This window comes from Glycomyces niveus (assembly GCF_017592475.1).
Taxonomy (GTDB): Bacteria; Actinomycetota; Actinomycetes; order Mycobacteriales; family Micromonosporaceae; genus Glycomyces; species Glycomyces niveus.
On sequence record NZ_JAGFNP010000019.1, the window covers coordinates 1 to 23,710 of the forward strand.

Sequence of the window (23,710 nt, forward strand, 5' to 3'; positions counted from 1 at the left end):
TGGCGTTCGTGTCGAAGGCGTGTTCCCAGGTGGCCATGTAGGGGCGCGGGGATGGGCGCCTGGTGGCGCTGTTGCGGACGGCTCGGGCGAGGTCGTGCTCGGTGCGGGTCTGGCGGGCGGCGATGACTCTGCGGGCGGCACGGGCACCGCCCACGGCGGCGGCGATCGCCGCACCGGGCCGGTGCGCGGGCTCGGCTCCCATCGGATCTGGCGCGGACGGTCGCGACCGATCGGTCACCGACCGACTGCCCTCGGACCGGACTTCTGACGTTTCGCCCGGTCCGGCAGCGCTCACACGCGACTCGGCACGACGCTGTGTCGGAACCGCGTGCACCGCAGTCGAATCGGTCCGATTCCGGTCCGAGCGCAGCGGCGCGGGCATCGAAGCCAAGCCGAGCGCGAACACCCACAGCAGCCACCGCAGCCCCCAGACGACCCGCTCGCGCAGGTAGGGCTTCTCCGGCTGAAAGTGCGCGGCCCTCAGCTGCGCGGACTGGACCATGAACCGGTCGAAGGCGTCCTCGCGAAGCTTCGAGAACCGGTACTCGCCGGTGGTGTCCGCTCCGCTTCGGCAATCGTCTTCGCGCCCGCCCCAGCCGCTTTCGCCGCTCTGCTGCGCACCCGCAGTGGCACCCTGGCTCCCGTCGCCGCCTTCGCTCCCGATGCTCGTACCCGACTCGCTCTGCCGGGCACCATATCCGCTGATCCAGCCCGCATCCCCCGGGCCGGAGCCCGATTCGGCACGGCTCCAGAACTGGCGCGTATGGCGCGACCCATCCGGGTCCGGTCCCGGTCGCCCGGCCGGTCCGCACCCGAACCCGTGCCGTCCTTCGGGTTCGTCGGGTTCGGACGGCACCGGTCGCCCCCGCGCGCCCCATGGCGGCGGCCGATCAGAGCCGCCGCGTTCACCGGCCCCGCGCTGCCGATCGCCGCCACGCCCGCCCGAGCCACGCCCACGGTCCCCGTCGCCGCGTCCGCTCCCGCCCGACCCGGCGCCACCTTCACCCCCGGCCGACCGCGTCGATTCATCCTGCGGTGCTTCGGGTTCTGGCCAATCGGCCGTACCCGGGAACCACGCCCCCTTCGGCGTGACCCAGCCCTCGGCCGGGAGCGGGTCAGGGGTCTCGTCGCGGCGGTGACGCCCGGTGCGCTCGTCCTTGTACCAGCCTCGCGACCCGTACGGGCCGGGGTCGAACGGGTCGTAGGGGCGGTTGGCGTCGATGATCCAGGTGTCGCCCACCTTGTGGCGCAGGTGCATCGGCTCGTAGCGGGGGCTGCGCGGGTCGGAGTCGGGGGCTTCGAGGTCGCAGCAGTCGGGGTTGTGCTGGTACCGGTACGCGCCGGGGCACATCGGGTCCGGCTCACCGTCGGCCAGGAACAGGCGGCGTCCCGCCCAGTCGTAGTACCCGGCCTGTTCACTCACGCCGGTGATCTGGCGCAGCGGTGCACCCGGACCGAGCGAGCCATGCCGATAGAACGGCTCCTGGACCAGCACCATCGCCCGCGCCTGATTACGCATCGCGGCCAGCCGCTCGGACGGGTGCTGCGAGGGTTGATGAGTTGCTCCACGCCAGTTTTCGCGTAGGGTGGACTCTGCCATCGGAGGGCTTCCTTCCGTTGGATGAAAGGTGGGCCGCCGATCTGATTGGTAGTCGAGAGGCGGCCCACCGGCCATATTCAATTGGTCATTCAACGTGCGATTCGCACGTGAGTTCAGGCTGACACAGCTTTTCGCGCATCTGCAAGCGCGACACACCCTCGTGTGCAAAAGCGTCTAGAAGCCCCCGCCCACCCCTCGCTCACCAACGGCCCCTTGGTGTACCCCACGCCAGGCAACAGTCCGCTACTCTGGGTGCGCCTCTTGAACAATCCCGGCATATCCCCACGGAGGACCCACCCGTGCCACAACCCATCCCCGACCCCCCGCACCCTGAAACGGTCCTCGACCGACATGCGGAGCACCACCAATGAACAACGGCTTCAACCTCGATCCCGAGATGATCGACAATGTCGCTACAGGAATCTTCACCCTCTCCGAAGACCTCTACAGCAACATGAATCTGGTCGTGGTCGACTCCGACGGCCTTGAAGGCTCGGTCGACACGGCCGCGTTCACAGGCGTGGCCGAAGTTCTCCAAGCGGTCGGCAAGTGGGGCGAAGAGTTCGTTCCCACACACCGCCACGGGATCGAGGAGTTCGCCGGTTACCTGGTCGTGGCCATTCGATCGACCGAGGAGATCGACGACTATGTCTCCTCAGAGTTTGACCAGTACGCCGACCAGTTCCCACGCAGCGCTGACGTTCCGGCTCCTGCACTACCTTCGCCAGACCCTGCCGACGCCGTCCCGGTGCCTGGCGGCCTTGACGTGGCGGTGTGACGAAGATGCCGATCACCTACCGAGCACTCACCGAAGCCGACTTCGAACCGCTCAGCGGCCACGGCGAAACCTGGCTGCAGTTCTCAAAGCACCTCGAAGAGCGTCTTGCCGAACTCGACGACTTCCGCACGGGGGACTTGAAAGACGAGAACTGGAGCGGCGACGCGGCCGAGGCCGGGCGCGAGCGCATTAAAGAATTCGTGCAGGACCTAGACGAGCGTGCTGCTCAGGCACGGCGGGTTGCCGCGGCGATCGATGACGCCGCTGTCGCGTATCAAAACTGCAAAGCCAACCTCGAATCACTCATCGCGGACCTCGATCCTGAACTCAAGGTCAGTGTTAGCGCTGACGGCACCGTTACCGCCCTAGAACCGGGCAAGGACAACACGGTCTCCTGGCTGCAAGGCGAGATCCAGGGGTGGCTCGACAAGGCGACCGAGGCCGACGAAGCGCTCAAGGCGGCGATCGGACTCTACGGCGAAACTCTCAGCGCCGCTGACGAAGCCGTGCTGGACCAGCTCGCTGCCAACGAGGTCGGGAGCCTCCAGGAACTCATCGATGACGATGCCTCACCCGAGGAGGTCAACGAATGGTGGAACTCCCTGAGCGGTGCCGAGCAGATAGCCATGCTGGAGAACCATCCCGAACTGCTCGGCGGACTCGACGGTGTCCCCACCGACACCCGCGACTACGCCAACCGTGAACTGCTGGAAGCCGAGCTCAACCGGTACAGCCCTACCCTGGACTCCGACATCGCCGAGATCGAAGCGCAGTTGGAAGCCATGGGCGACCCCGATCAGTGGGAGATGTCTTCCGCGGGCCTGTGGATGGAAGAGAGCGAGGAGTACAAGCAGTACCAAGCGCTCCAAGAAGAACTTGCCGCGCTGGAGGACCAACGAGACCGGCGCGACTCGCTGACAGGCCTGCAAGACGCGATCACCGGCCAAGCCAGTACTGGACAGGACTACTACCTGATCAACTACGACTCCGCAGAAGACGGCAAGGCGATCGTCTCAGTCGGCAACCCCGACTCTGCCGACAACACGGCCGTCTACGTACCCGGCACCGGAGCTGACCTTTCCGGCTTCGGCAACGAGGTCGATCGAGCTGAACAGCTGGCACTTGCTTCGCAGACTGCCTCGCCGGACCAAGAGACCGCAGTGATCGCCTGGCTTGACTACGACGCACCAGACGACGTCAAGCCATCAGAGCAGGATGGAGACTGGAGCACCGGTGCGGAGGACTCCAGTTATGCGGAGGCCGCGGGGCCGGCACTCTCTCAGTTCACCCACGCGCTTGAGGCGACCAGTCCAGGAGACTCGCATACCACGATGGTGAGCCATTCCTACGGGACAACGGTGGTCGGACACACAGCGTCGGAATATGGCGTGGAAGCCGACAAGATCATCGCTGTCGCATCTCCAGGTATGGACACCCCACACGCGTCCGACCTAGGCATCGGTGCCGAAAACGTCTATGTCACCACTGCCGAGGATGATGCCATCCGCCTCACTACCGACACCTACACCGAAATCAATGCAGGCACAAACCCCGTGAACATTCTCACCGGCCAGTCCGGATATGACGGCGATGGAGACGGGTCTCAGGCTTGGCATGGAGGGGTCAACCCGGTCCATGACGATTTCGGAGCCGTGGAATTCGCTAGCGAGTCACTGGACTCCAAAGGAAACGAGACCACCGACGGCGTAGACATTCACGGCGGATACTTCATCCCCGACAACGTCGCCCTCGAAAACATGTCCTACATCATCACCGACCAACCTGACCGCCTGCAACCGCTGGAGGAAGAGTAGTGCCCAGGAAGATCCGCCGCGGCTCACCAACGCAGTTCTCGACTCTCCGTTTCCTCTCAATACTCGTAGCAGCAGCACTTACCGGAGCATGCATGTCCCCCGAACATGAGAAGCAAGACCCGCCTGAGCGATCATTCGATCAGTCGACCGCGTGGCAAGTGCTGGAAGACGCTGCAGCCGAGGCTATTGCCGATCTTCCAGATTTCCCCGGATTTGAGGTCCGCACAATGCAACTCACGTACTGCGAGCAGTACGGAGAGACTGGCAAGGAGTATGTGGCATACGAACTGACCTACGAGTTCAGCGACGACGTATCCGCAGATCCCTTGGTCCGGGAGACATACCGCGAACTGCTTCGGGAGAAATGGAATAGCTCCGGATACGACGTTCATCGAGACGAGCAGCGAGGCGATGACCCACCGTTCTACTCTCTTGAGGCGAGACGACCCGATCAGGTCAACTACTGGTACTGGGTTGCAGGGCTTACGGTTCTCCGCGTTCAGTCCGGGTGCATCAAGGCTGCCGAGGGCGGGGAGTACAACCCTGATTGCCCGACGCCGCTCGGCGGCGTCACCCGCGAGAACGACCGCGCCAGCAAGTACTGCTCCAACATCGACACCGTCTATCCGGGCGAGGAGACCACGAGCGAAGCCGTCGACCCGTTCTCGACTCCTTCCGAGGAATCGTCTGCTCCCGCAGGGATGGTTCCCTGGTCCCGTGAACCCAAGGAAGCTGAGTCAAGCCCGGCTACATACGAAGGTCTGCTCTGAAATCCTGGAAAAGGCTCCCGATGAGCGAAGACCCCACTGACACCCCTTCACGCAAAAGCACCGCCACTGAGCAGCAGTTCGCTTCGCTCGCCATGCTTCAGGGGACGCTACTCCACTCCATGCGCTGTTGGCTGATTGAGCAGACGGCACTCGATCGCAATCGACCTCACCGCAGCCTTGTGCGCCTGCGCGGTGCTCGCGATTCCAGTCGCAGTGCTCGACAGCCGGTACCACGTCTTCTGACACCACCCGGCTCGAAGCCCCAGTGCTGTATGAAGCCACGCAGCCTCCGATCCCTCAGTCGAAAGGTCCCCGTCCATGTACCAGCAGCCGAATTCGCAGCCTCCGTATGGGCGTCCGCCTCAGCAGCCGGCGACGCCCGGTGGGCCGCCGCAGTTCGGGCCTCCGCAGCCTGGACCGGCGCAGGCCGGGGCGTATCGGCCGCCCATGGCGCCACCGCCCGGTCCTGCGTACTCGTATACGCCTGGTGGGCAGGGGTTTCCGCCGGTGCCTCAGAAGCGGCGGGGCGGGGTCGTCGCGCTTGTCGTCGTCCTCGCGTTGCTGCTTGTCGGTGGAGGGGGAGCCGCGTGGTGGTTCCTGGCTCGGCCCGCCGATGGCGGTGTGGCGGAGTCTGATGGGTTGACCATCGAAGACTCCGAGTCCGGGATCGCGTATTCGATGCCCGACACCTGGGAGGAGATGGACTCGGAGGATCTGCTCGACGCCTTCAGCTCCAGCGCGAGCGTCGCCGGAGAAGCAGAGGGCGAAGGAGCCTCCGTGGTCGCGTTCTCCGGGGAGGCGATGACCGATGAGGAGATGTCGATGTCGACCTCCACGATCGCGGGCGAGAACTCCGAGTTCTTCTACCCCTACCCCGACGACAAGCAGATCCTGATCTCTGAGCCGATCGAGGTCGACGGTCAGGAGGCGTACCGCTTCACTTGGGAGGTCAGCATTTCCGGGGAGCCGCCGATGTACGGGCACATCGTCCACATCATCGACGGCGACCGCTCGGTCTTCCTCATGGGCATGGCTTACGGCGACGACCCCGCGATGAGAAGCGAGGTCGACGCCGTCGTCTCCAGTGTGAGTTTGCTCTAGAGCCGAGCTCCCAAGCAGGTGCTTAGGAGCGGCGGTGGACTTGTTGGGCTCCGGTTTGGTCTCGGGGCATGATGGTGATCTGGTCGACGTTGACGTGGGCGGGGCGGGTGGCGACCCAGGCGATCGTTTCGGCGATGTCGTCGGCGGTCAGGGGGGTCATGCCGGCGTAGACGGCGTCGGCCCGCTCCTTGTCGCCTTCGAAGCGGACCAGGCTGAACTCGGTTTCGACCATGCCGGGGTCGATCTCGCAGACGCGCACCGGCTGACCGATCAGTTCGAGGCGGAGCACTCGAGTCACGGCCGCTTCGGCGTGCTTGGCGGCGTTGTAGCCGCCGCCGCCCGGGTACGGCTGGTGGGCCGCGATCGAGCCGATCACGACGACCTGGCCGTTGCCGGAGGCGACGAGCTTCGGCAAGAGCGCCTTGGTGACCCGGATCGTGCCGAGGACGTTGACGTCGTACATCTGCTGCCAGAGGTCGAGGTCGGCCGTGGCGATCGAGTCGAGGCCGAGGGCGCCGCCCGCGTTGTTGACCAAGAGGTCGCAGCGGCTGACGACGGCGGCGAACGCGGCCACCGAGTCCTCGTCGGTGACGTCGAGCGGGAGCGCGGTCCCGCCGCACTCGGCCGCGACCTCGGCGAGGCGGTCGGCGCGGCGGGCGCCGAGGATGACGTCGAACCCGGCCTTGGCGAGGGCCTTCGCGGCGGCCGCGCCGATGCCGCTGCTCGCTCCCGTGACGACTGCTACAGGTTTGGTGCTCATGGGGTCCGAGCCTACCCATTCGAGGAGAAATCCGATCCGCGCTCGTCCCACTCTGCGGCCCAGTCAGGGGCTCGGAGCTGCGAGCGGCCGTACCATCGGTTCCGACGCTGGTTCCGGCGCGGTGCGAACCGCTCCGGCTAAGAGGGAACCTGGTGGGAATCCAGGACTGCCCCGCAGCGGTGAGAGGGAACGAAACCCGCCATAAGCACTGGGCCCGGAACCCTGGGAAGCGGCGGGAATTAGGAGCCGGAGACGGCAGGCCCTCGAGTCCGAATACCTGCCCGCGTACCGCGCGCGACCGCGCGTGGTCCCGTTGTCGAAAGTTCGAGGGAACTGACACATGAACACGACTACCAGCGTGCCCGCGAAACCGCAGGCCACCGCACTCGGATATCCGCGCATAGGCCCGAACCGCGAGCTCAAGCGCGCGCTCGAGGCCCACTGGTCCGGCCGGCTCGACGCCGCCGGGCTGGAGGCCGCCGCGGCGGCCGTGCGCTCCGGGATGCTCGACGACCTCTCGGTGCTCGATACGGTGCCGACCGGCACTTTCTCCTACTACGACCATGTGCTCGACACGATCTGCGCCGTCGACGCGCTCCCGCCTCGGCATCGGCGTGACAGCGAGCTGGCCTCGTACTTCGCCGCCGCTCGCGGGGACGACGCGGCCGTGCCGCTCGAGATGACCAAGTGGTTCGACACGAACTACCACTACCTGGTGCCGGAAATCGGGCCCGAGACGGTGTTCACGGCCAAGCCCGCCAAGGCCGTCGCCGAGTTCATCGAGGCCAAGGAACGCGGCCTCGACGCCCGCCCGGTGCTGCTCGGTCCCGTCTCGTTCCTCCTGCTCGCCAAGCCGAGCGGGGACGCGCCCGAAGGGTTCGCGCCGCTCGACCGACTCGAGGAGCTGGTCGAGGTCTACGTTGAGCTGCTTGGCGCGCTTAGGGATGCGGGGGCTGGAGTCATCCAGCTCGACGAGCCCGCGCTCTGCGCCGACCGCACCGAAGCGGAGCTTGCGGCCACCGCCGCGGCCTACCGGCGACTCGTTGCCGATGCCGCCATCGTCGTCGCGGGTGGCTATGGGCCGTTCGGCGAGGCGCTGCCGGTGCTCCTGGAGGCCGGCGTCGAGGGCATCGCCCTGGACCTCGTGCGGGGCCGAAGTGACCTCGATGCACTTGAGGCACTGGATGTTTCACGTGAAACATTTTTCCTCGCCGGTGTCGTCGACGGCCGCAACATCTGGCGCGCCGACCTCGCCAAGGGTGCGGCCGATCTCGCTCGGCTGCAGGCGATCAGCGATCGCGTCGGGGTGTCCTCGTCGTCCTCGTTGCTGCATGTCCCCGTCGATCTCTCGGCTGAGACCGAGCTACCTGAGGGGTTGTTCGAGCGACTTGCCTTCGCTCGGCAGAAGCTCGCCGAGATCACGGCCATCGCTGATCCGGCTGGGTCTCGTGAGACCCGGCCTTCGACGCCTGCCGCTTGGCGCGACGACGCCGTGCGCGAGCGGCTCGCGGCGCTCGGCTCGGACGCCGACCGGCGGTTGCCCTATGCCGAACGGCAAGCGGCCCAGGCCGAACGCGTACCGCTTCCGCCGCTGCCGACGACCACCATCGGCTCCTTCCCGCAGACCGCGGAGCTGCGCAACGCCCGCGCCGCGCACCGGCGCGGGCTCATGATCGACGCCGATTACAAGGCGCGCATGAAGGCCGAGGTCGCCGCCGTCATCGCCGAGCAGGAGAAGCTCGGACTCGATGTGCTGGTGCACGGCGAACCGGAACGCAACGACATGGTCCAGTACTTCGCGGAGCAGCTCACCGGCTTCGCGACGACCGCCGCCGGCTGGGTGCAGTCCTACGGTTCGCGCTGCGTGCGCCCGCCGGTCCTGTTCGCCGACGTGGCGCGGCAGGCGCCGATGACCGTCGAGTGGACCTCGTACGCGCAGTCGCTCACCGAGAAACCGGTGAAGGGCATGCTGACCGGCCCGGTCACGATCCTGGCCTGGTCGTTCGTGCGTGACGACCAGCCGCTCGCCGACACCGCCGACCAGGTGGCGCTCGCGCTGCGCGACGAGGTCGCGGACCTTGAGGCGGCTGGGACCGCGATCATCCAGGTCGACGAGCCCGCTCTGCGCGAGCTGCTGCCCGTGCGCGCGGCCTCCCGTGCGGCGTACCGGGATTGGGCAACGCGCTCGTTCCGCATCGCCACCGCGGGCGTGCGCCCGGAGACCTCGATCCACACGCACCTCTGCTACTCCGAGTTCGGCGAGGTCATCGACGCGATCGCGGCACTGGACGCCGACGTGACGTCGATCGAGGCGTCGCGTTCGAAGATGGAGGTCCTGGCCGACCTCGACCGCGCGAACTACCGCAGCGCGGTCGGCCCCGGCGTGTGGGACATCCACTCGCCGCGCGTCCCGGCCGCCGAGGACATGGCCGAGGCGCTGCGCCTCGCCGTGGCCGCGCTCGGCCCCGAGCGGGTGTGGGCGAACCCGGACTGCGGGCTGAAGACCCGCCGTTATGAGGAGGTGCGCCCGTCCCTGGAGGGGCTGGTGGCCGCCGCGCGGACGGTCCGCGAACAGCTCGCCTGAGGCGAAAGGTACGTGCCCGCGGGCGCGACTTCGGCGCTGTCGGGAGTCGCGGCGGCGGGCACGTACCCTTGCATATGTGGCGATCGACAACTACCGCGTCCTGAGCGAGCCTGAATTCGGCACTATGTCCGGTCTGGCGAAGGCCAGCGCCGACTGGCGGCGGCTCGCGCACAACGTCGAGGCGCTGGCGGCCGTGGCCGGGGTGCCGATGATGGCGATGGTGAAGGCCGACGGGTACGGGCACGGCATGGTCCCGACCGCGCGGGTCGCGGTCGAGGCCGGGTGCGCGGCGCTCGGGGTGGTGACGCTCCGGGAGGCGTGGCGGCTCAAGCGCCTGCCCGACCTGGCGGACACCACGGTGATGGCGTTCTTCTTCTCCCCGGACCAGCCCGGACTCGCCGAGGTGATCGGCGAGGGCATTGAGCTCGGGGTCTCTTCGATGCTGCAGCTCGACGCGGTCGCCGCGGCGGCCGAGAAGGCCGGCCGGCCCGCGCGGATCCATTTGAAGGGCGACACGGGGATGTCGCGCGGCGGCGTCGCGGAGCCCGAGTGGGCGTTCGTGGCGGAGGCCGCGGCGAAGCACCAGGCGGCGGGTTCGCTGCTCGTGGTGGGCGCGTGGAGCCACATGGCGTGCGCCGACGAGATCGGGCACCCGGCGAACGCCGACCAGAAGGCCGCGTTCGAGCGGTTCCTGGGGACCGTGGCCGCGTCGGGCCTGGAGCCCGAGCTGCGGCACCTCGCGAACTCCGCGGCGCTGATCTCTGACCCGGAGACCCGGTACGACATGGTGCGTCCGGGTATCGCGCTCTACGGCTACAACCCGGTGCCGCAGTTCGATGTCGACCTGCAGCCGGTGATCGAGATCCGGTCGGTGGTGATGTCGGTGAAGCGGGTACCCGAAGGCACCGGGATCTCCTACGGGCACACCGTGCACCTGGAGCGGGACTCGAACGTGGCGCTCGTGCCGCTGGGGTACGCCGACGGCGTGCCGCGCGCCGCCTCGGGTAAGGCCGAGGTGTACCTGGCGGGGAAGCGCCGCCGCGTGCTCGGCCGGATCTGCATGGACCAGTTCATGGTCGACTGCGGGGACGACGCCGTGAAGCCGGGCGAGCCGGTGATCCTCATCGGCGCGGGTGAGCAGCATCCGGACGCGGACGACTGGTCGGCGTGGGCCGGGACGATTCCGAACGACGTGTTGACGGGGATCGGTTCGCGGGTACCGAGGTTGTGGAACCGGGGTGTGGTCCCGCCCGACGGCGCCTGAGTACTGAACGCCGCGTCTGCCGCACTGCGGCGGTTGCCGCGGCCGGGGACTTGGTGTTCATTCGAGAGCATTGCGAGGCCGCATGAGTGAGAAGCAGTCCCGCCGCAGGCGGGGTCTGGCGATCGCGGGCGGGGTCACCGGCGGCGTGGCCGTCGGGGCCGCGCTGGCGTGGGGGGTGCCGCGTTACCTGGCGCGGCGCACGCGCGCGGCGTCGAGCGACCCGTACGCGCACGAGCCTTTCGAGCTGCCGCCGCAGCGGTCGGTGTTCACCGTGGAATCGAGCGACGGCGTTCCGATCCATGTGGAGACGGCCGGCCCGGAGGACGCGGACCTGACGGTGGTGTTCGTGCACGGCTACATGCAGGACATGGCGACGTTCTACTTCCAGCGCAAGGCGATCGCCGAGGCGGATCGGGCGGGGACGTCGCTGCGGGCGGTCCTGTACGACCAGCCGGGGCACGGCCGATCCGGGCCGCTCCCCCGCACGGAGTACGGAATCGAGGACCTGGCGGGGGTCCTGAACGACGTGCTCGCCGCGGTGGCCCCGAAGGGGCCGCTGGTGCTGGTGGGGCATTCCATGGGCGGCATGACGGTCCAGGTCTACGCGCGCCTCTTTGAGCAGGACTTCCGCGAGCGGGTGAAGGGCGTGGCGTTCTTCTCGAGCAGCATGGCCGGGCTCGACACGGTGGAGACGAAGCCGATGCGGGCGCTCAGGCGGCTGCGGCGCACGGTGCTGCCGATGCTGCAGCAGGTCGCGGGCTGGACGCCGGACCTGATCGAGCGGTCGCGGCTGCTCGCGGGGGACCTGGGGTGGCTGTTGACGCGCCGGGCCGCGTTCGGGCACATCGATCCTCCTGCGTCCCTGGTCACGCTGGTGGAGCAGATGAACCGGCGGACGTCGATGCAGAGCATCGTCGGTTATGCGCGAGCTATCCTCGACCACGACGAGACGGCGACGTTGCCGCTGTTCACAGGGCTTCCGGCGCTGGTAGTCGTCGGGGACGAGGATCTGCTGACGCCACCGGAGCACTCGCGGCGGCTGGCGGCGGCGCTCGGGGGGTCGCGATTCGCGCTCATAGCCGAGGCGGCCCACTCGCCGCAGCTGGAGTACCCTGGTGAAATCTCACAACTGTTGTTGGAGATGATCGACAAAGTCGTGGCTGAGATCGGCAATGGTTCCGCCATGTCCGCTGGTGCTGTGGTGACGCGGCCCGAGCGCGAACCCGAGCGGCACCGCAGGTGGTCGCCGTTCTCCCGCCACCACGGACCTCGTCTCGAACCTTGACCGGGTCCCGCGGCGACCGGCCGCGGCCCATACGCACTTGGAGGAGTGAAACGTGAGGCTCCAGCTCCAGACGCCCGGAGACACCCACGATTTCGGACTGCGCCTGGCCGCGGTCCTTCGCGCGGGCGACCTCGTGATCCTCACCGGCCCGCTCGGGGCCGGCAAGACCGCCCTCACGCAGGGCGTCGGCGCCGGGCTCGGCGTCGAGGGCCGGATCACCAGCCCCACGTTCGTGATCGCCCGCTCGCACCGCGCGGGCGAGGCCGGGGTGCCGCTCGTGCACGTCGACGCGTACCGCCTGGAGACCCTCGACGAGCTCGACGACCTCGACCTGGACACCGACGTCGACGCGGCCGTCACGGTCGTCGAATGGGGCGCGGGCCTGGCCGAGCGGCTCGCGGAGTCGCACCTGGAGATCGCGATCGAGCGGCGGGCCGACGAGGTCCGCGAGGTCGTGCTGCACGGCCGCGGCGGCGACTGGGCCGACCGCCTCGCCTCGCTCGAGCTCCCGGTGGGTGCGGCCGCATGAGGGTCCTCGCCATCGACACGTCAACGGCCGCAGTGCAGGCCGCGCTCGTCGACCTCGACGACGACGAGCTGTTCCTGACCTCGTTCCGCCGCGAGGTGGACGCGCGCGGGCATGTGGAGAAGCTGGCGCCGTTCATCGAAGGCTGCCTGGCCGACGCGGGCCGCACCGTCAAGGACGTGGACGCGGTCGTCGCCGGCATCGGCCCCGGGCCGTTCACGGGCCTGCGGGTGGGCATGGTCACGGCCGCGGCGTTCGCCGACGGCGCGGGCATCCCCGTCTACGGCGTCTGCTCGCTCGACGGCATCGGTGCGAACACGCGCGGCCGCGCGCTCGCGGCGACGGACGCGCGCCGCAAGGAGATCTACTGGGCCGTCTACGAAGACGGCGTGCGCGAGGGCGAACCGCAGGTCGGCAAGGCATCGGAGCTGCCCGAGACCGGCGCGGACTACGCGATCGGCGAGGGCGCGAGCAAGTACGCCGCCGAGCTGCCGATGGAGGCCGAGGCCACCCCGATCTACCCGGACCTGGTGAAGCTCGTCGAGCTCGCCGGCCCGCGGCTGCTCGCGGGCGCCCCGTCCGAGCAGCTCACCCCGCTGTACCTGCGCCGACCGGACGCGCAGCCCGCAGAGGCCGCGCCCAAGGCCTAGCCTTTCGCACGTGGTACAGCTTGATGTGATGAACGACTTGCGGATCGACCGGCTGCGCTGGTGGCACCTGCCCGCCGTCGCCGAGATGGAGACCGCGATCTTCGGGCCCGAGGCCTGGAGCGAGGGCCTGCTGTGGACCGAGCTCTCGGCCGGGAACGACTACCGCGCGGTCTTCGACGGCGAGCGCATCCTCGGCTACGCGGGCACCGCCTTGAGCGGCGATGAGCTGTGGCTCAACAACATCGCCGTCGCGGCGGACGCCCGCCGCCGGGGTGTGGCGCGGATGCTCATGGACGACCTGCTCGCGAGGGCGCGGGCGCGAGGCGTGAAGTCGGTGTACCTGGAGGTGGCGGTGGACAACGTCCCGGCCCAGCGTCTCTACGACGGGTACGGTTTCGTGGGGCTGGGCGTGCGCAAGAACTACTACCAGCACACCGGCACCGATGCGGCAGTAATGAGGATGGACCTGTGAAGAACAACCCTGTGGTGATGGGCATTGAGACCTCGTGCGACGAGACCGGTGTCGGGATCGTGCGCGGCCACGAGCTGCTGGCCGACGCCGTCGCGTCGTCGGTCGACGAGCACGCCCGCTTCGGCGGGGTCGTGCCCGAGGTCGCCAGCCGCGCGCACCTGGAGGCCATGGTGCCGACCGTGCAGCGCGCCTTGGACGACGCCGGGCTCACCCTCGCCGACCTCGACGGCATCGCCGTCACCGCCGGTCCCGGCCTCGCCGGGGCCCTCATGGTCGGTGTGGGCGCGGCGAAGGCGTATTCGCTCGCCACGGGCATCCCGCTGTACGGCGTCAACCACCTGAGCGCGCACATCGCCGTCGACACGCTCGAGAACGGTCCCATTCCCGAGCCCGCGATCGGCCTGCTCGTCTCGGGCGGCCACTCCTCGATCATGATGGTCGAGGACCTGGCCGGGAAGGTCACCCAGCTCGGCGCGAGCATCGACGACGCCGCGGGCGAGGCCTTCGACAAGGTCGCTCGCCTGCTCGGCCTGCCCTTCCCCGGCGGCCCGTACATCGACAAGGCCGCCAAGGAGGGCGACCGCGCCTTCGTGCGCTTCCCGCGCGGCCTCACCGCCGCGAAGGACATGGAGAAGCACCGCTACGACTTCTCCTTCTCCGGTTTGAAGACCGCGGTGGCCCGCTGGATCGAGGCCCAGCGCGCCGAAGGCAACAACGTGCCCGTCAACGACGTGGCCGCCGCGTTCCAGGAGGCCGTCTGCGACGTCCTCACCCAGAAGGCCATCCTGGCCGCTAAAGAGCACGGCGTCGGCACGATCCTCCTCGGCGGCGGCGTCGCCGCGAACTCGCGCCTGCGCACCCTCGCGGTCGAACGCGCCGAGGACGCCGGCATCACCCTCCGCTACCCGCGCCCGAAGCTCTGCACCGACAACGGCGCCATGGTCGCCGCGCTCGGGTCCCACCTCGTCTCCGCGGGCGTCGCCCCGTCCGTGATCGACTTCCCCGCGAACTCGTCGATGGACGTCGAAGTGGTGAGCCTCGCCAATCGCCTGTAAGACGGCTTGGGCCGCAACGGGTTCCGCCGCGCTCTTCGCGGCGCGGCGGACGCCGGCGAGGTAGAGGACCGAGGCGACGACGGCGAGGATCCAGGGGGAGACCACCAGGATCACCGTGTTGGCGGCCGCCCAGACGAGCACGGTCCAGCCGAGGAAGGCGGGCGGGACGAGGCCGCGGCGCTGCATCCACAGGACGGTGAACCCGAACGCGAGGAGCGGGACGCCGAAGCCGCCGATGCTGAGCCAGTAGCCGGACATGGCGGGGCTCATGTCGATGATGCCCTCGTCGGGCGTCCAGAGCCCGCCGCCGAACCAGGTCGCGGCGTGCCCGGGGGCGACCAGGGCGAGGCTGAGCACGGTGTGCCCGATGCCGAGGAAGACGAAGATCCGACCGGACCATTTGATCATGACGACCCCTAATTACGGAACTGATAGTTTCAATACTCTTGGTTCCGTATCCTAGGGCCATGCCGGAAGCGAAGCAACCCGCAGGGCGCCCCCGCGACAGCCAGATCGATCACGCCATCGCCGCCGCGACGCGGGCGATCCTGGCCGAACGGGGGTACGCCAAGCTCACGGTCGACGCGGTGGCGGCGCGGGCGGGGATCGGGAAGGCCGCGATCTACCGGAGGTTCGCGACCAAGCAGGAGATGATCTTCGCGGCCACCGTGCACGACATGGAGGAGCAGCCGCCGCCGGATTCGGGTTCGCTGCGCGGCGATCTGGAGGCGATCGGCGAGGTCATCGCGTCGCAGTTGTCGAGCGCGCCTCCCGATGTGCTGCACGGGCTCCTCGCCGACATCCACGGCGACGCGAAGCTCGGGGCGCGGTTCACCGGGACGTTCATCGAACGGGAGCGGTTCGTGATCGACACGGTGCTGGCGCGCGCGGTCGAGCGCGGCGAGCTGGCGGCGGCGCCCGACGCCGCGATCGTGCACGCCCTGCTGCTGGGCCCGATCTTCTACTGGCTCCTGATCCTCATCGGCGACCGCGCCAAGCTGGACGAGCTGGTGCGGACCACGGCAGGCGCGGTCGCCGAGACCTTGCGGGCTAGCTGAACGCGCGGCGGTTCACCGCCGCGAGCACCAGGGCGGCCGCGACGAGGACCGCGGCCGTCCAGAGCGGCCCCGCGGGGTCCGCCAGTGCGAGTCCCGCGAGGACCGGGCCTGCCGCGGCGCCCACGTTCAGTGCGGCCGTCGCGTAGGAGCCGGCCATGGAAGGCGCGTCGGCCGCTTCGTGGAGGACGCGCGCGATGAGGGTGCTGCCGACCGCGAACGCCAACGCGCCCTGCGTGAACGCGAGCGCGAACAGCAGGGCCGGATGGGCGGCCCACAGGGCGAGGGCGCACCAGCCGAGCATGAGCGGCGGCCCCGCGACCGCGACCACCAGGCCCGGCCGGCGGTCGGAGAAGCGACCGGCGATCGTCACGCCGGTGAAGGAGCCCGCGCCGAAGAGGACGAGGACGACGGGAACCCACAGGTCGCCGAGGCCGGCAGCCTGGGTGACGAACGGTGCGATGTACGTGAACGCCCCGAAGGTCGCGGCGTTCACCAACGCGCCCAAGGCCATCACCAGGACGAGCCGGGATCGGCGGAGGACGGCGAGCTCGGTCCGCAGCCGCGTCCCGTGCGCCTCGCGGGTGTCGGGCAGGCCCCGGAGGACGCCGAGGGCGGCGGGCAGGCACAGGAGGGCGACGGCCCAGAACGTGGCCCGCCAGTCGAGGAGCGCGCCGAGGAGCGCCCCGCCCGGGACGCCGGCGACTGTGGCGATCGTGGTGCCGCCCAAGAGGACCGCGAGGGCGCGACCCTTCCGATCGGGCGCGACCAGGGCGGCCGTGGCGGTGAGGGCGACCGCGAGGAACCCGGCGTTGGCGAACGCGGCGAGGACGCGGGTCGCGAGCAGGACCGCGAAGCTCTCGGTGACCGCGCCGACCACGTGCGCGGCGAGGAAGAGGACGAGGAACGCGACAAGGCTCGTGCGCGGCGGCCAGCGGCGCGCGAGGGCCGCGAACAGCGGGGCGCCCACGACCATGCCGATCGCGAAACCGGAGGTGAGCAGGCCGGCGGTGGCGACTGTGACGCCGAGGTCGGCGGCGAGGTCCGGCAGGAGGCCGGCGAGCATGAATTCGGAAGTGCCCATGGCGAACACGGCCAGGGCGAGCAGGTAGACGGGAAGCGGCATCGGGTGACTCCGTGGTGTCGAGCGTGCAGTGGAGACGTCTCGTCACCGCGGCCAGCGGCCCCGGGTCATGCCTGGTGGCTCAGGGGGCTGGCGGGTGACCGGCAGCCCCTGCCGTGTCCGATTCCGGATTCACCATGCCCCGGACCTTAAGCGGGAGGGCCGGGCGGCGCAAACGCATTTGCCACGGGGTGTCGGTGGGGCGGTCTACGGTGGCGGCATGGCTGAGAACGACTTCTGGTGGGAGCCGCCGCTGGCGGGGACCGAGGAGGCGCACCTGGTGGGCGCGCTGGACCGGCTGCGGGTGACGTTCCGCTGGAAGGCGGACGACCTCGACTCGGCGGGGTTGAACGCGCGCATCGGGGCATCGTCGCTGACACTGGGCGGGCTGCTGAAGCACCTTGCGCGCGTTGAGGACGAGACGTTCAACTGGAAGCTGCGCGGGCGCGCACTGGGACCGGACTGGGACGAGAGCCTGCTCGACGACACCGATCAATGGGAGTTCGCGTCGGCGGCCGAGGACTCGCCGGAGTTCCTGTACGACCTGTGGGACGGCGCGGTCGCGCGCTCCCGCGAGCGGCTCGCGGCGATCCTCGAAGAGGGCGGGCTCGACCAGCCCGCGCACCTGGAGTGGCCGGGCCGGGGGCACCTGAGCGTGCGCCGGGTCGTGTTCGACCTGGTGGAGGAGTACGGCCGCCACACCGGACACGCCGACCTGCTGCGCGAAGCCGTGGACGGCAGAGTGGGCGAGGACCCGCCCGCGGGCTGGCGGCCGGTGAGCGGATCCGGTGCCTGAAAACCAGCTCGGGACTTCTCGCCCCCACCTCTCGCGACGGCACTCGGCCCCGCTGCCTCCAGCCGGGCGGCGATCGGTCGGGCCGCACCGCGACGGCCGATGCCGCTTCGGCCGCCCCCCGCTTATCCGCTTGCCTCCGGGCCGCGCTCCCGGAATGCTGGCCGAATGACCGGCAACCCGATCTGGCCGAACGGCGAACTCCGGCTCGACCTCCCCGTGTTCTTGGCGCGCTTCGGCCTCGAGGCCACCGGCCCGGCGGCGCCGCTGCTCGGCGGCGAGGACAACATCAACGCCCAGGTCGCCACGAGCGGCGGCGACGTGGTCGTGCGCGAGTACGTGCGCTCCGAGCGCGCCAAGGTCGCCGCCGAACTCGCGCTCGTCGCGCACCTCGCCCGCAACGGCTTCCCCACGCCCGCCCCGTTCACCGCCGACAACGGCGAACTGTTCGCGCTGGTCGGCGGGAAGCCGATCGCAGTGTTCCCCTTCGTCTCCGGCGACGTGCCGTCCGCCATGACCTCGGCACTCGCCGAGGGGTGCGGGGCCCTGCTGGCCCGCATGCACATCGCGAGCGCCGACTGGTCCGACGACCGCGTCCCCGTCATCGACCGCGGCGGCCTCCTGCGGACCGCGGCGGACAGCGACGTCGCGCTCGCAGGGGCCGACCGGTGGCGGGACGAGAACCGCGAGTTCCTCGTCCGGCACGCCGACGCGCTCGCGCTCCTCGCAGAGCAGCCCGCCGGGCCGCTCCACCACGACCTCCACCGCGGGAACCTGCTCGTGCGGGACGGCAAGATCGCCGCGGTGCTCGACTTCGACGAGCTCAACCACGGCCCGCTCGTGCTCGACCTCGCGCGGCTCCTCCAGTACGCGGCCTCGGAACAGCCGGATCGGCGCCTCCCCGCGGCCGTCGCCGAGGCCGCACTCTCGGGCTACCAGAAGGTCCGGCCGCTCGCCTTGGCCGAGCTGGAGCTCCTCCCGCTCGCGTTCGACCTCGCGTGGCTGGTCGACGCGGCCGGCTTCATAATCTGGGCCGCACCGCATGTCGGCGTCGACGATGTCGCGGACTGCCACAGCTGGGTCGGATACCTCGCCAACCGGGACGCGCGCGACTGACGGACCCTGACTTTCGTCAGGGGTGGTTCTGGAAATTCGACCGAGGGCGGGGCCTCCCGAAATCCATAGCCTTCAAGACATGCACGCGAATGAACCGCACCACCCCGCCCGACCACGACTCGCCAAAGGCCTCGCCGCCACCGCGACAGCCCTCGCCGCCCTCGTCCTCACCGCCCCGGCTGCGGCCGCCGCGCCCGCGACCGAACTGACGCCTGAGTCGATCGACGCTTACATGAGCGACCTCCACGAGACCTCCGGCGTGCCCGGCCTCTCCGTCGTCGTGACCCGCGGGGACGAGGTCGTCCACGCCGCCGGGTACGGGCACGACTCGAACGGTGACGCGGTCACCGCGGACACGCCGTTCCGCGTCGCCTCGGTCTCGAAGTCGTTCACCGCCATGGCCGTCATGATCCTCGCCGAGGAAGGCGCGATCGCCCTGGACGAACCCGTCGCCGATCAGCTCCCCGAGTTCACGATGGCCGACCCGCGGGCCGCCGAGATCACCGTCCGCCAGCTCCTGAACCAGACCTCCGGGTTCTCCGACACCACGATCGACGTGGTCGAACTCGAAGACTCCTCCTCCCTGGAGGACTACGTCGCCCGCCTCGCGGACGACGCCCTCGCCACCGATCCCGGCACCGACTGGGAGTACTGCAACCCGAACTTCAACGTCGCCGCCCGCCTCGTCGAAGTCGCGAGCGGGCAGCCGTTCGAGACGTTCATGGCCGAGCGCGTCTTCGGCCCGCTCGGCATGGGGCACAGCGCGACCCGCGACGAACTCGTCGACCCGGGACTGGGCTACAACAACCTCTTCGGTCTGTGGACGGCGCGCGGCGTCGAGCCCGACGGCATGCTCGACAACTCGGGCTCCGGCGGCGTCATCACGAGCGCGGCCGACATGGGGAAGTGGCTCATCACCCAGAACGGCGAAGGCCCGCAACTGGTCTCCGAAGCGGGACTCGCCGAGATGCACACGCCCTCCGCGGTCCAGGACTACGGCATGGGCTGGGGCGTCGAACCGGCCGGCACGCTCGTGCACTCCGGGAACCTCATGACCTTCAACGCGGTCGAGTGGATCGACCCCGAGTCCGGCTACGGCATCGCGGTCCTCACCAACGGCGCCGGCATGACCGACGTGACCTACACGGCGATGGAATCCCTGGCGGCCATGGCGAACGGCGACGAGCCCGGGAAGCCGAGCGGCGACGGCATGATCCAACTCGCGCTCGCCGCGCTCACGGTCGTCGCGGTCGCACTGGGCGTCCTCGGCGTCGCCCGCTCCCGCCGGTGGGCGGCGAAGCGCCGGGGCCGACCCGAGTGGCGCATCGCGCTGCGCTTCATCCCGGTGCTGCTTCCCGCGGTGCTGTTCCTGTCCTACCCGACCCTGGTCTCGCTCATCTCGAACGGGCGCACGGTCACCTGGCTGTCGGTGTTCTACTTCGCGATCCCGCTCACGCTCATGCTGCTGACCGCGGCACTGGCCGGAACGGCGACGGCGATCGCGCGCCTGCTCCGGCTCCGATCGGTAGGCTCGGCCGCATGAGACTGGGCCGCATCAGGGATCAGGCGCTGCTGGCGGTCATCGCACTGGCCGGGCTGGTCGACGGCGTGGCGACGTTCGCGGTGCCGATGTCGCGGCAGGCGCTCCTCGTCCTGGTGGCCGCCGCCGCTTATCTGCACGGGTGGCGGCTGACGGTCCGGTACGGCTGGTGGATCCTCGGCGGCGTCGCCGTCCTCGGGGTACTGCTCGGCGCCACCAGCGACCGGGATCCGTTCATCACACTGCTCACCTTCGGGTCGTTCGTGGTGCTGCCGTGGCTGATCGGGCGGTTCCGGCGGCAGCAGGCCGACCTGATCGCGGCCGCCGCGGAGCGTGTCACGCGGCTCGAGCGGGAACGCGAACTCGTCGCGGGCCGGGCGCGGGCGCAAGAGCGGGCCAGGATCGCGACCGACATGCACGATTCGCTCGGGCACGAACTGGCACTCATCGCGCTCCGGGCCGGGGCGCTCGAACTCTCCCCCGCCATGACCGGGGAGAACCGAGAAGCGGCGGCCGCCTTGCGCCGCAACGCGGTCGACGCCACCGACCGGCTCCGGGAGACCATCGGGATCCTGCGCGAAGAGCAGGCCCCGGCGGCGCCGCTCGACGAGTCGGTCGAAGCCCTGGTCGAGCGGGCCGTCGACGCGGGCATGCGGGTCGACTTCGCGACAGACGCGGTCCCGCTGCCGCCGCTCGCGGGGCGGACCGTGCACCGGGTCGTCCAGGAGTCCCTGACGAACGCGGCGAGGCACGCGCCGGGCGCGAAGGTCGAGGTCACGGTGAAGGTCGTCGACGCGATGGCGCGCGTGTCGGTGCGCAACAGCGGCAGGCACGTCGAGATCGCCTCGGGCAAGGGCAGCGGCCTGGTCGGCCTCGAAGAGCGGGTCCGGCTTCTGGGCGGCACGTTCAAGGCCGGGCCGGTCGGGGACGGTTTCGAGGTGCGGGCCGAAGTGCCGCTCGAGAACGCCAAGATCGACGTGACATGGCAGGGGAGCCGATGATCCGCGTACTGCTCGCCGACGACGAGGCCATGATCCGGGCCGGCGTCGCGGCCATCCTCGCCACCGATCCCGGCATCGAAGTGGTCGCCGAGGCCGGGGACGGTGCCGAGGCCGTGGAGCTCGCCCGCGCGCACCGACCCGACATCGCGATGCTCGACATCCGGATGCCCAAGCTCGACGGCCTCGCGGCGGCGGCGGAGCTGCACCGGGTGATGCCCGAAGTCGCGGTGGTCATGCTGACCACTTTCGATGAAGACGCCTATGTGGCCCAAGCGCTCTCGCAGGGCGCGAGCGGGTTCATGCTGAAGGCCGCGGACCCGCGCGAGTTGATCATCGGCGTGAAGGCCGTCGCCGACGGCGCGGCCTACCTCTCTCCGCGGATCGCCCAGCGGGTCATCACCAAGCTCAACAACGGCAGGCTCGACCGGGTCGCGCCGGCCCGGAAGCGCATCGACGCCCTCACGCCGAGGGAGCGCGAGGTGCTGGCGCTCATCGGGAGAGGCGAATCGAACCACGAGATCGCCAAGCGGCTCCACGTCTCCGAAGGCACCGTGAAGAACCACGTGAGCACCATCCTCACCCGCCTCGAAGTCAAGAACCGGGTCCAGGCGGCGATCACCGCGTACGAAGCGGGGCTCATCGACGACTAGCGCCGGTGGCGTTCCGGCGCTGCGGGCACGGTTTTGGGGGACGAGGCCGGTGCCTCGTCCCCCAGAGTGGTGGTCGGTTTCGTTGTCGGGTCCTACAGGGAGGTGTGGCCGAGGGCGACGGCGGTGACGCCGACGACGGTCAAGAGCAGGGCCGAGCCGGGGTGCATGCCGATCGAGATGCGGATGTCCTGCTTCTTGTAGGCGAGCCAGATGCCGGGGAAGAGGAACACCAGCTTCGACAGCACGGTCCAGGGCGCCCAGAAGTGGTAGATCGAGAACAGGGACATGTTGAAGACGGGCGCCCAGTTGCCGAGCTGCGGCAGGCGGGGGAGCAGGAAGCCGCGGAAGTAGTACTCCTCGATGAGCGGCAGGATGAACCCGGTGAACGGGCCGCAGATCAGGAGGGTGGTCAGCAGCATCTCGCGGGAGTAACCGTTGAGGTAGGAGGTGGCGCTGTCGCCGGTGCCCTCGTACTGGATCCAGGAGAAGACGGCGTCGTAGAGGAAGTTGTCGAGCGGGAGCAGGGCGAGAGAGACGACCGTCATCCACAGGAGGCAGAAGACGATCATGCCGGTGACCTTGCCGCGTGACACGGGCCTGTCCATGTAGGACAGGAAGCCGCGGAGCGTGTACTTGCCGGTCTGCTGCTTACCGAGCCACAGCAGCCCGAATTGGAGCGGGAAGAGGACCGCGCACAGGGCGATGGCCCAGGCGAGGAACGGCGGGTACTCGATGGCCCGCACCAGCGGCGCGGCGATGAAGGCGTAGACGGCGACGATGAGCGCGCCGGGCACGAGGTGGAGGGCGATCGAGAACGGGATCGAGTGCTTGTCGGCGAGCAGCTTCTCGACGAAGCGGCTGCGGTTGCGGACGGCGGACTGGGGAGCGGCCGTGAGGCTCTGCGCGTTGTTCATGTCCAAGAGCTTCGCCCCGGCGACTGTCGCCGACCTGTCATCGCGCTGACCCCGCACCTGACGCACGACAGGACCGATGCGGCGGCGCAGCACGCCGCAATCCGGCGGTCCCGGACTCGGGTGAGTCGCCGCTGGAATCCCCCGATGACAAGGGTCCCACCGGGGTCCGACAACTGCTGCGACCAGCCGAAACGCGAGATGTCGGACCCATGTGGGATCGTCATGGCATTTTCGTCGGTTGGTAGGAGGCGGATGCGGGTGGGAAGGGGCATGCCCTACAGGCCAAGCGCAGAGGGACCGGTCCCGGCCAGTCCCGCTTATGTTCAGCGCATGTCCTCCACGCTCGCGCCAGCCTGGCGCTCCACCGCGGCAGCCGGGCTGCTCGCCTTGTTCGCCCTGGCCGGCTGCTCCGAATCCACCGACGACTCGGGCAGCACCGGCACGACCGGCACCACCGCCAGCGCCGAGCCGACCGAGGAACCGACGCCCTCGGCGGCGGACGGCACCGACTTCTCGACCTGCAACATCCGGTGCGAAGTCGAGGTCACCGCCGGAGACGTCTTCGAGTACGAGGCTTTCACCATGACCGTCGCGGACATCGCCGCGGACCAGATCGAGCTCAGCAGGGACAACGGCGCGGGAAGCACCGGCAGCGCCTCGATCACGCCCGGGTGCACGGCATTCTTGACCGAGAGCGGAACCGGCACCGTCTGCCACGGCGTGGTCGACGAGGTGCCTCCGGAGCCCCAGGTCACGGCGGGTCAGGTCGCGGTCGACGTGCTGCATCTGGGCGAGGACGGGACGGCGATCATCCGCATCGTCGCGGGCTGAGCGTGCGGGCACCCGTGGCGTCGATCGG

General features: G+C 69.5%; 21 protein-coding genes, 1 pseudogene and 1 riboswitch. Of the genes and pseudogenes, 18 read left to right on the forward strand and 4 right to left on the reverse strand.

Features of this window, described 5'->3' with window-relative positions; genetic code table 11:
- Nucleotides 1–1,600: pseudogene (locus J5V16_RS23645) on the reverse strand (hypothetical protein); the annotation flags it as partial.
- A gap of 367 nt (nt 1,601–1,967) precedes the next feature.
- Here J5V16_RS23645 and J5V16_RS23650 point away from each other — a divergent pair.
- From J5V16_RS23650 to J5V16_RS23665, 4 genes are all read left to right on the forward strand, one after another.
- A complete protein-coding gene (locus J5V16_RS23650; protein WP_208499777.1) occupies nt 1,968–2,378 on the forward strand; it encodes a hypothetical protein in 411 nt (136 codons plus the stop codon).
- Between the two features lie 5 nt (nt 2,379–2,383).
- Nucleotides 2,384–4,192 (forward strand): alpha/beta hydrolase, encoded by a 1,809-nt coding sequence (locus tag J5V16_RS23655; protein ID WP_208499782.1) that lies wholly within the window; start codon nt 2,384–2,386, stop codon nt 4,190–4,192.
- Nucleotides 4,192–4,962 (forward strand): hypothetical protein, encoded by a 771-nt coding sequence (locus tag J5V16_RS23660; RefSeq protein ID WP_208499785.1) that lies wholly within the window; start codon nt 4,192–4,194, stop codon nt 4,960–4,962. The genes J5V16_RS23655 and J5V16_RS23660 overlap by 1 nt, the downstream gene beginning before the upstream one ends.
- Before the next feature lie 639 nt (nt 4,963–5,601).
- The gene (locus tag J5V16_RS23665) at nt 5,602–6,063 is read left to right on the forward strand and encodes a hypothetical protein (protein WP_208499787.1); all 462 of its coding nucleotides are present in this window, start codon (nt 5,602–5,604) and stop codon (nt 6,061–6,063) included.
- Nucleotides 6,064–6,085: 22 nt separating this feature from the next.
- On the opposite strand, the gene J5V16_RS23670 is transcribed toward J5V16_RS23665, so the two are convergent.
- A complete protein-coding gene (locus tag J5V16_RS23670) occupies nt 6,086–6,823 on the reverse strand; it encodes an SDR family NAD(P)-dependent oxidoreductase (RefSeq protein WP_208499789.1) in 738 nt (245 codons plus the stop codon).
- Nucleotides 6,824–6,914: 91 nt separating this feature from the next.
- Nucleotides 6,915–7,122, forward strand: a riboswitch (cobalamin riboswitch).
- Nucleotides 7,123–7,163: 41 nt separating this feature from the next.
- On the opposite strand from J5V16_RS23670, the gene metE reads away from it, so the two are divergent.
- The 8 genes from metE to J5V16_RS23710 all read left to right on the forward strand — a co-directional run bounded on the left by metE (nt 7,164) and on the right by J5V16_RS23710 (nt 15,717).
- Nucleotides 7,164–9,407 (forward strand): 5-methyltetrahydropteroyltriglutamate--homocysteine S-methyltransferase, encoded by a 2,244-nt coding sequence (gene metE, locus J5V16_RS23675; protein ID WP_208499791.1) that lies wholly within the window; start codon nt 7,164–7,166, stop codon nt 9,405–9,407.
- A gap of 76 nt (nt 9,408–9,483) precedes the next feature.
- Complete coding sequence (gene alr / locus J5V16_RS23680; RefSeq protein ID WP_307793056.1) at nt 9,484–10,671, forward strand: alanine racemase; 1,188 nt, start codon at nt 9,484–9,486, stop codon at nt 10,669–10,671.
- A gap of 82 nt (nt 10,672–10,753) precedes the next feature.
- The gene (locus J5V16_RS23685; RefSeq protein ID WP_208499792.1) at nt 10,754–11,956 is read left to right on the forward strand and encodes an alpha/beta fold hydrolase; all 1,203 of its coding nucleotides are present in this window, start codon (nt 10,754–10,756) and stop codon (nt 11,954–11,956) included.
- Between the two features lie 52 nt (nt 11,957–12,008).
- Nucleotides 12,009–12,485, forward strand: a complete 477-nt coding sequence (gene tsaE, locus J5V16_RS23690) for a tRNA (adenosine(37)-N6)-threonylcarbamoyltransferase complex ATPase subunit type 1 TsaE (RefSeq protein WP_208499796.1) — start codon at nt 12,009–12,011, stop codon at nt 12,483–12,485.
- Nucleotides 12,482–13,132, forward strand: a complete 651-nt coding sequence (tsaB, locus tag J5V16_RS23695) for a tRNA (adenosine(37)-N6)-threonylcarbamoyltransferase complex dimerization subunit type 1 TsaB (protein WP_208499798.1) — start codon at nt 12,482–12,484, stop codon at nt 13,130–13,132. Before tsaE ends, tsaB begins: the two co-directional genes overlap by 4 nt.
- A 28-nt stretch (nt 13,133–13,160) precedes the next feature.
- Nucleotides 13,161–13,604, forward strand: coding sequence for a ribosomal protein S18-alanine N-acetyltransferase (gene rimI, locus J5V16_RS23700; RefSeq protein ID WP_208499801.1), 444 nt, complete (start codon nt 13,161–13,163; stop codon nt 13,602–13,604).
- A complete protein-coding gene (gene tsaD / locus J5V16_RS23705; protein ID WP_307793057.1) occupies nt 13,601–14,659 on the forward strand; it encodes a tRNA (adenosine(37)-N6)-threonylcarbamoyltransferase complex transferase subunit TsaD in 1,059 nt (352 codons plus the stop codon). Before rimI ends, tsaD begins: the two co-directional genes overlap by 4 nt.
- A 467-nt stretch (nt 14,660–15,126) precedes the next feature.
- Nucleotides 15,127–15,717 carry a TetR/AcrR family transcriptional regulator gene (locus J5V16_RS23710; protein ID WP_208499802.1) on the forward strand — a complete coding sequence of 197 codons (591 nt, stop codon included), beginning with the start codon at nt 15,127–15,129 and terminating at the stop codon, nt 15,715–15,717.
- On the opposite strand, the gene J5V16_RS23715 is transcribed toward J5V16_RS23710, so the two are convergent.
- Nucleotides 15,710–16,840, reverse strand: coding sequence for a Cmx/CmrA family chloramphenicol efflux MFS transporter (locus J5V16_RS23715; RefSeq protein WP_208499804.1), 1,131 nt, complete (start codon nt 16,838–16,840; stop codon nt 15,710–15,712). The two genes, J5V16_RS23710 and J5V16_RS23715, sit on opposite strands and share 8 nt — an antisense overlap.
- Before the next feature lie 217 nt (nt 16,841–17,057).
- On the opposite strand from J5V16_RS23715, the gene J5V16_RS23720 reads away from it, so the two are divergent.
- From J5V16_RS23720 to J5V16_RS23740, 5 genes are all read left to right on the forward strand, one after another.
- The gene (locus J5V16_RS23720) at nt 17,058–17,633 is read left to right on the forward strand and encodes a mycothiol transferase (protein WP_208499806.1); all 576 of its coding nucleotides are present in this window, start codon (nt 17,058–17,060) and stop codon (nt 17,631–17,633) included.
- Between the two features lie 165 nt (nt 17,634–17,798).
- Nucleotides 17,799–18,746 (forward strand): phosphotransferase enzyme family protein, encoded by a 948-nt coding sequence (locus tag J5V16_RS23725; protein ID WP_208499807.1) that lies wholly within the window; start codon nt 17,799–17,801, stop codon nt 18,744–18,746.
- Between the two features lie 79 nt (nt 18,747–18,825).
- Nucleotides 18,826–20,289: a serine hydrolase domain-containing protein gene (locus J5V16_RS23730; protein ID WP_208499809.1), complete on the forward strand. Its 1,464-nt coding sequence runs from the start codon at nt 18,826–18,828 to the stop codon at nt 20,287–20,289.
- Nucleotides 20,286–21,287, forward strand: a complete 1,002-nt coding sequence (locus tag J5V16_RS23735; protein WP_208499811.1) for a sensor histidine kinase — start codon at nt 20,286–20,288, stop codon at nt 21,285–21,287. Before J5V16_RS23730 ends, J5V16_RS23735 begins: the two co-directional genes overlap by 4 nt.
- Nucleotides 21,284–21,937, forward strand: coding sequence for a response regulator (locus J5V16_RS23740; protein WP_208499813.1), 654 nt, complete (start codon nt 21,284–21,286; stop codon nt 21,935–21,937). Before J5V16_RS23735 ends, J5V16_RS23740 begins: the two co-directional genes overlap by 4 nt.
- A gap of 92 nt (nt 21,938–22,029) precedes the next feature.
- On the opposite strand, the gene J5V16_RS23745 is transcribed toward J5V16_RS23740, so the two are convergent.
- On the reverse strand, nt 22,030–22,851 hold the full coding sequence (locus J5V16_RS23745) for a CPBP family intramembrane glutamic endopeptidase (RefSeq protein ID WP_208499814.1): 822 nt from the start codon (nt 22,849–22,851) through the stop codon (nt 22,030–22,032).
- Nucleotides 22,852–23,181: 330 nt separating this feature from the next.
- Between J5V16_RS23745 and J5V16_RS23750 the strand changes: the two genes are divergently transcribed.
- Complete coding sequence (locus tag J5V16_RS23750) at nt 23,182–23,682, forward strand: hypothetical protein (protein ID WP_208499815.1); 501 nt, start codon at nt 23,182–23,184, stop codon at nt 23,680–23,682.
- The last annotated feature ends 28 nt before the right edge of the window (nt 23,683–23,710 follow it).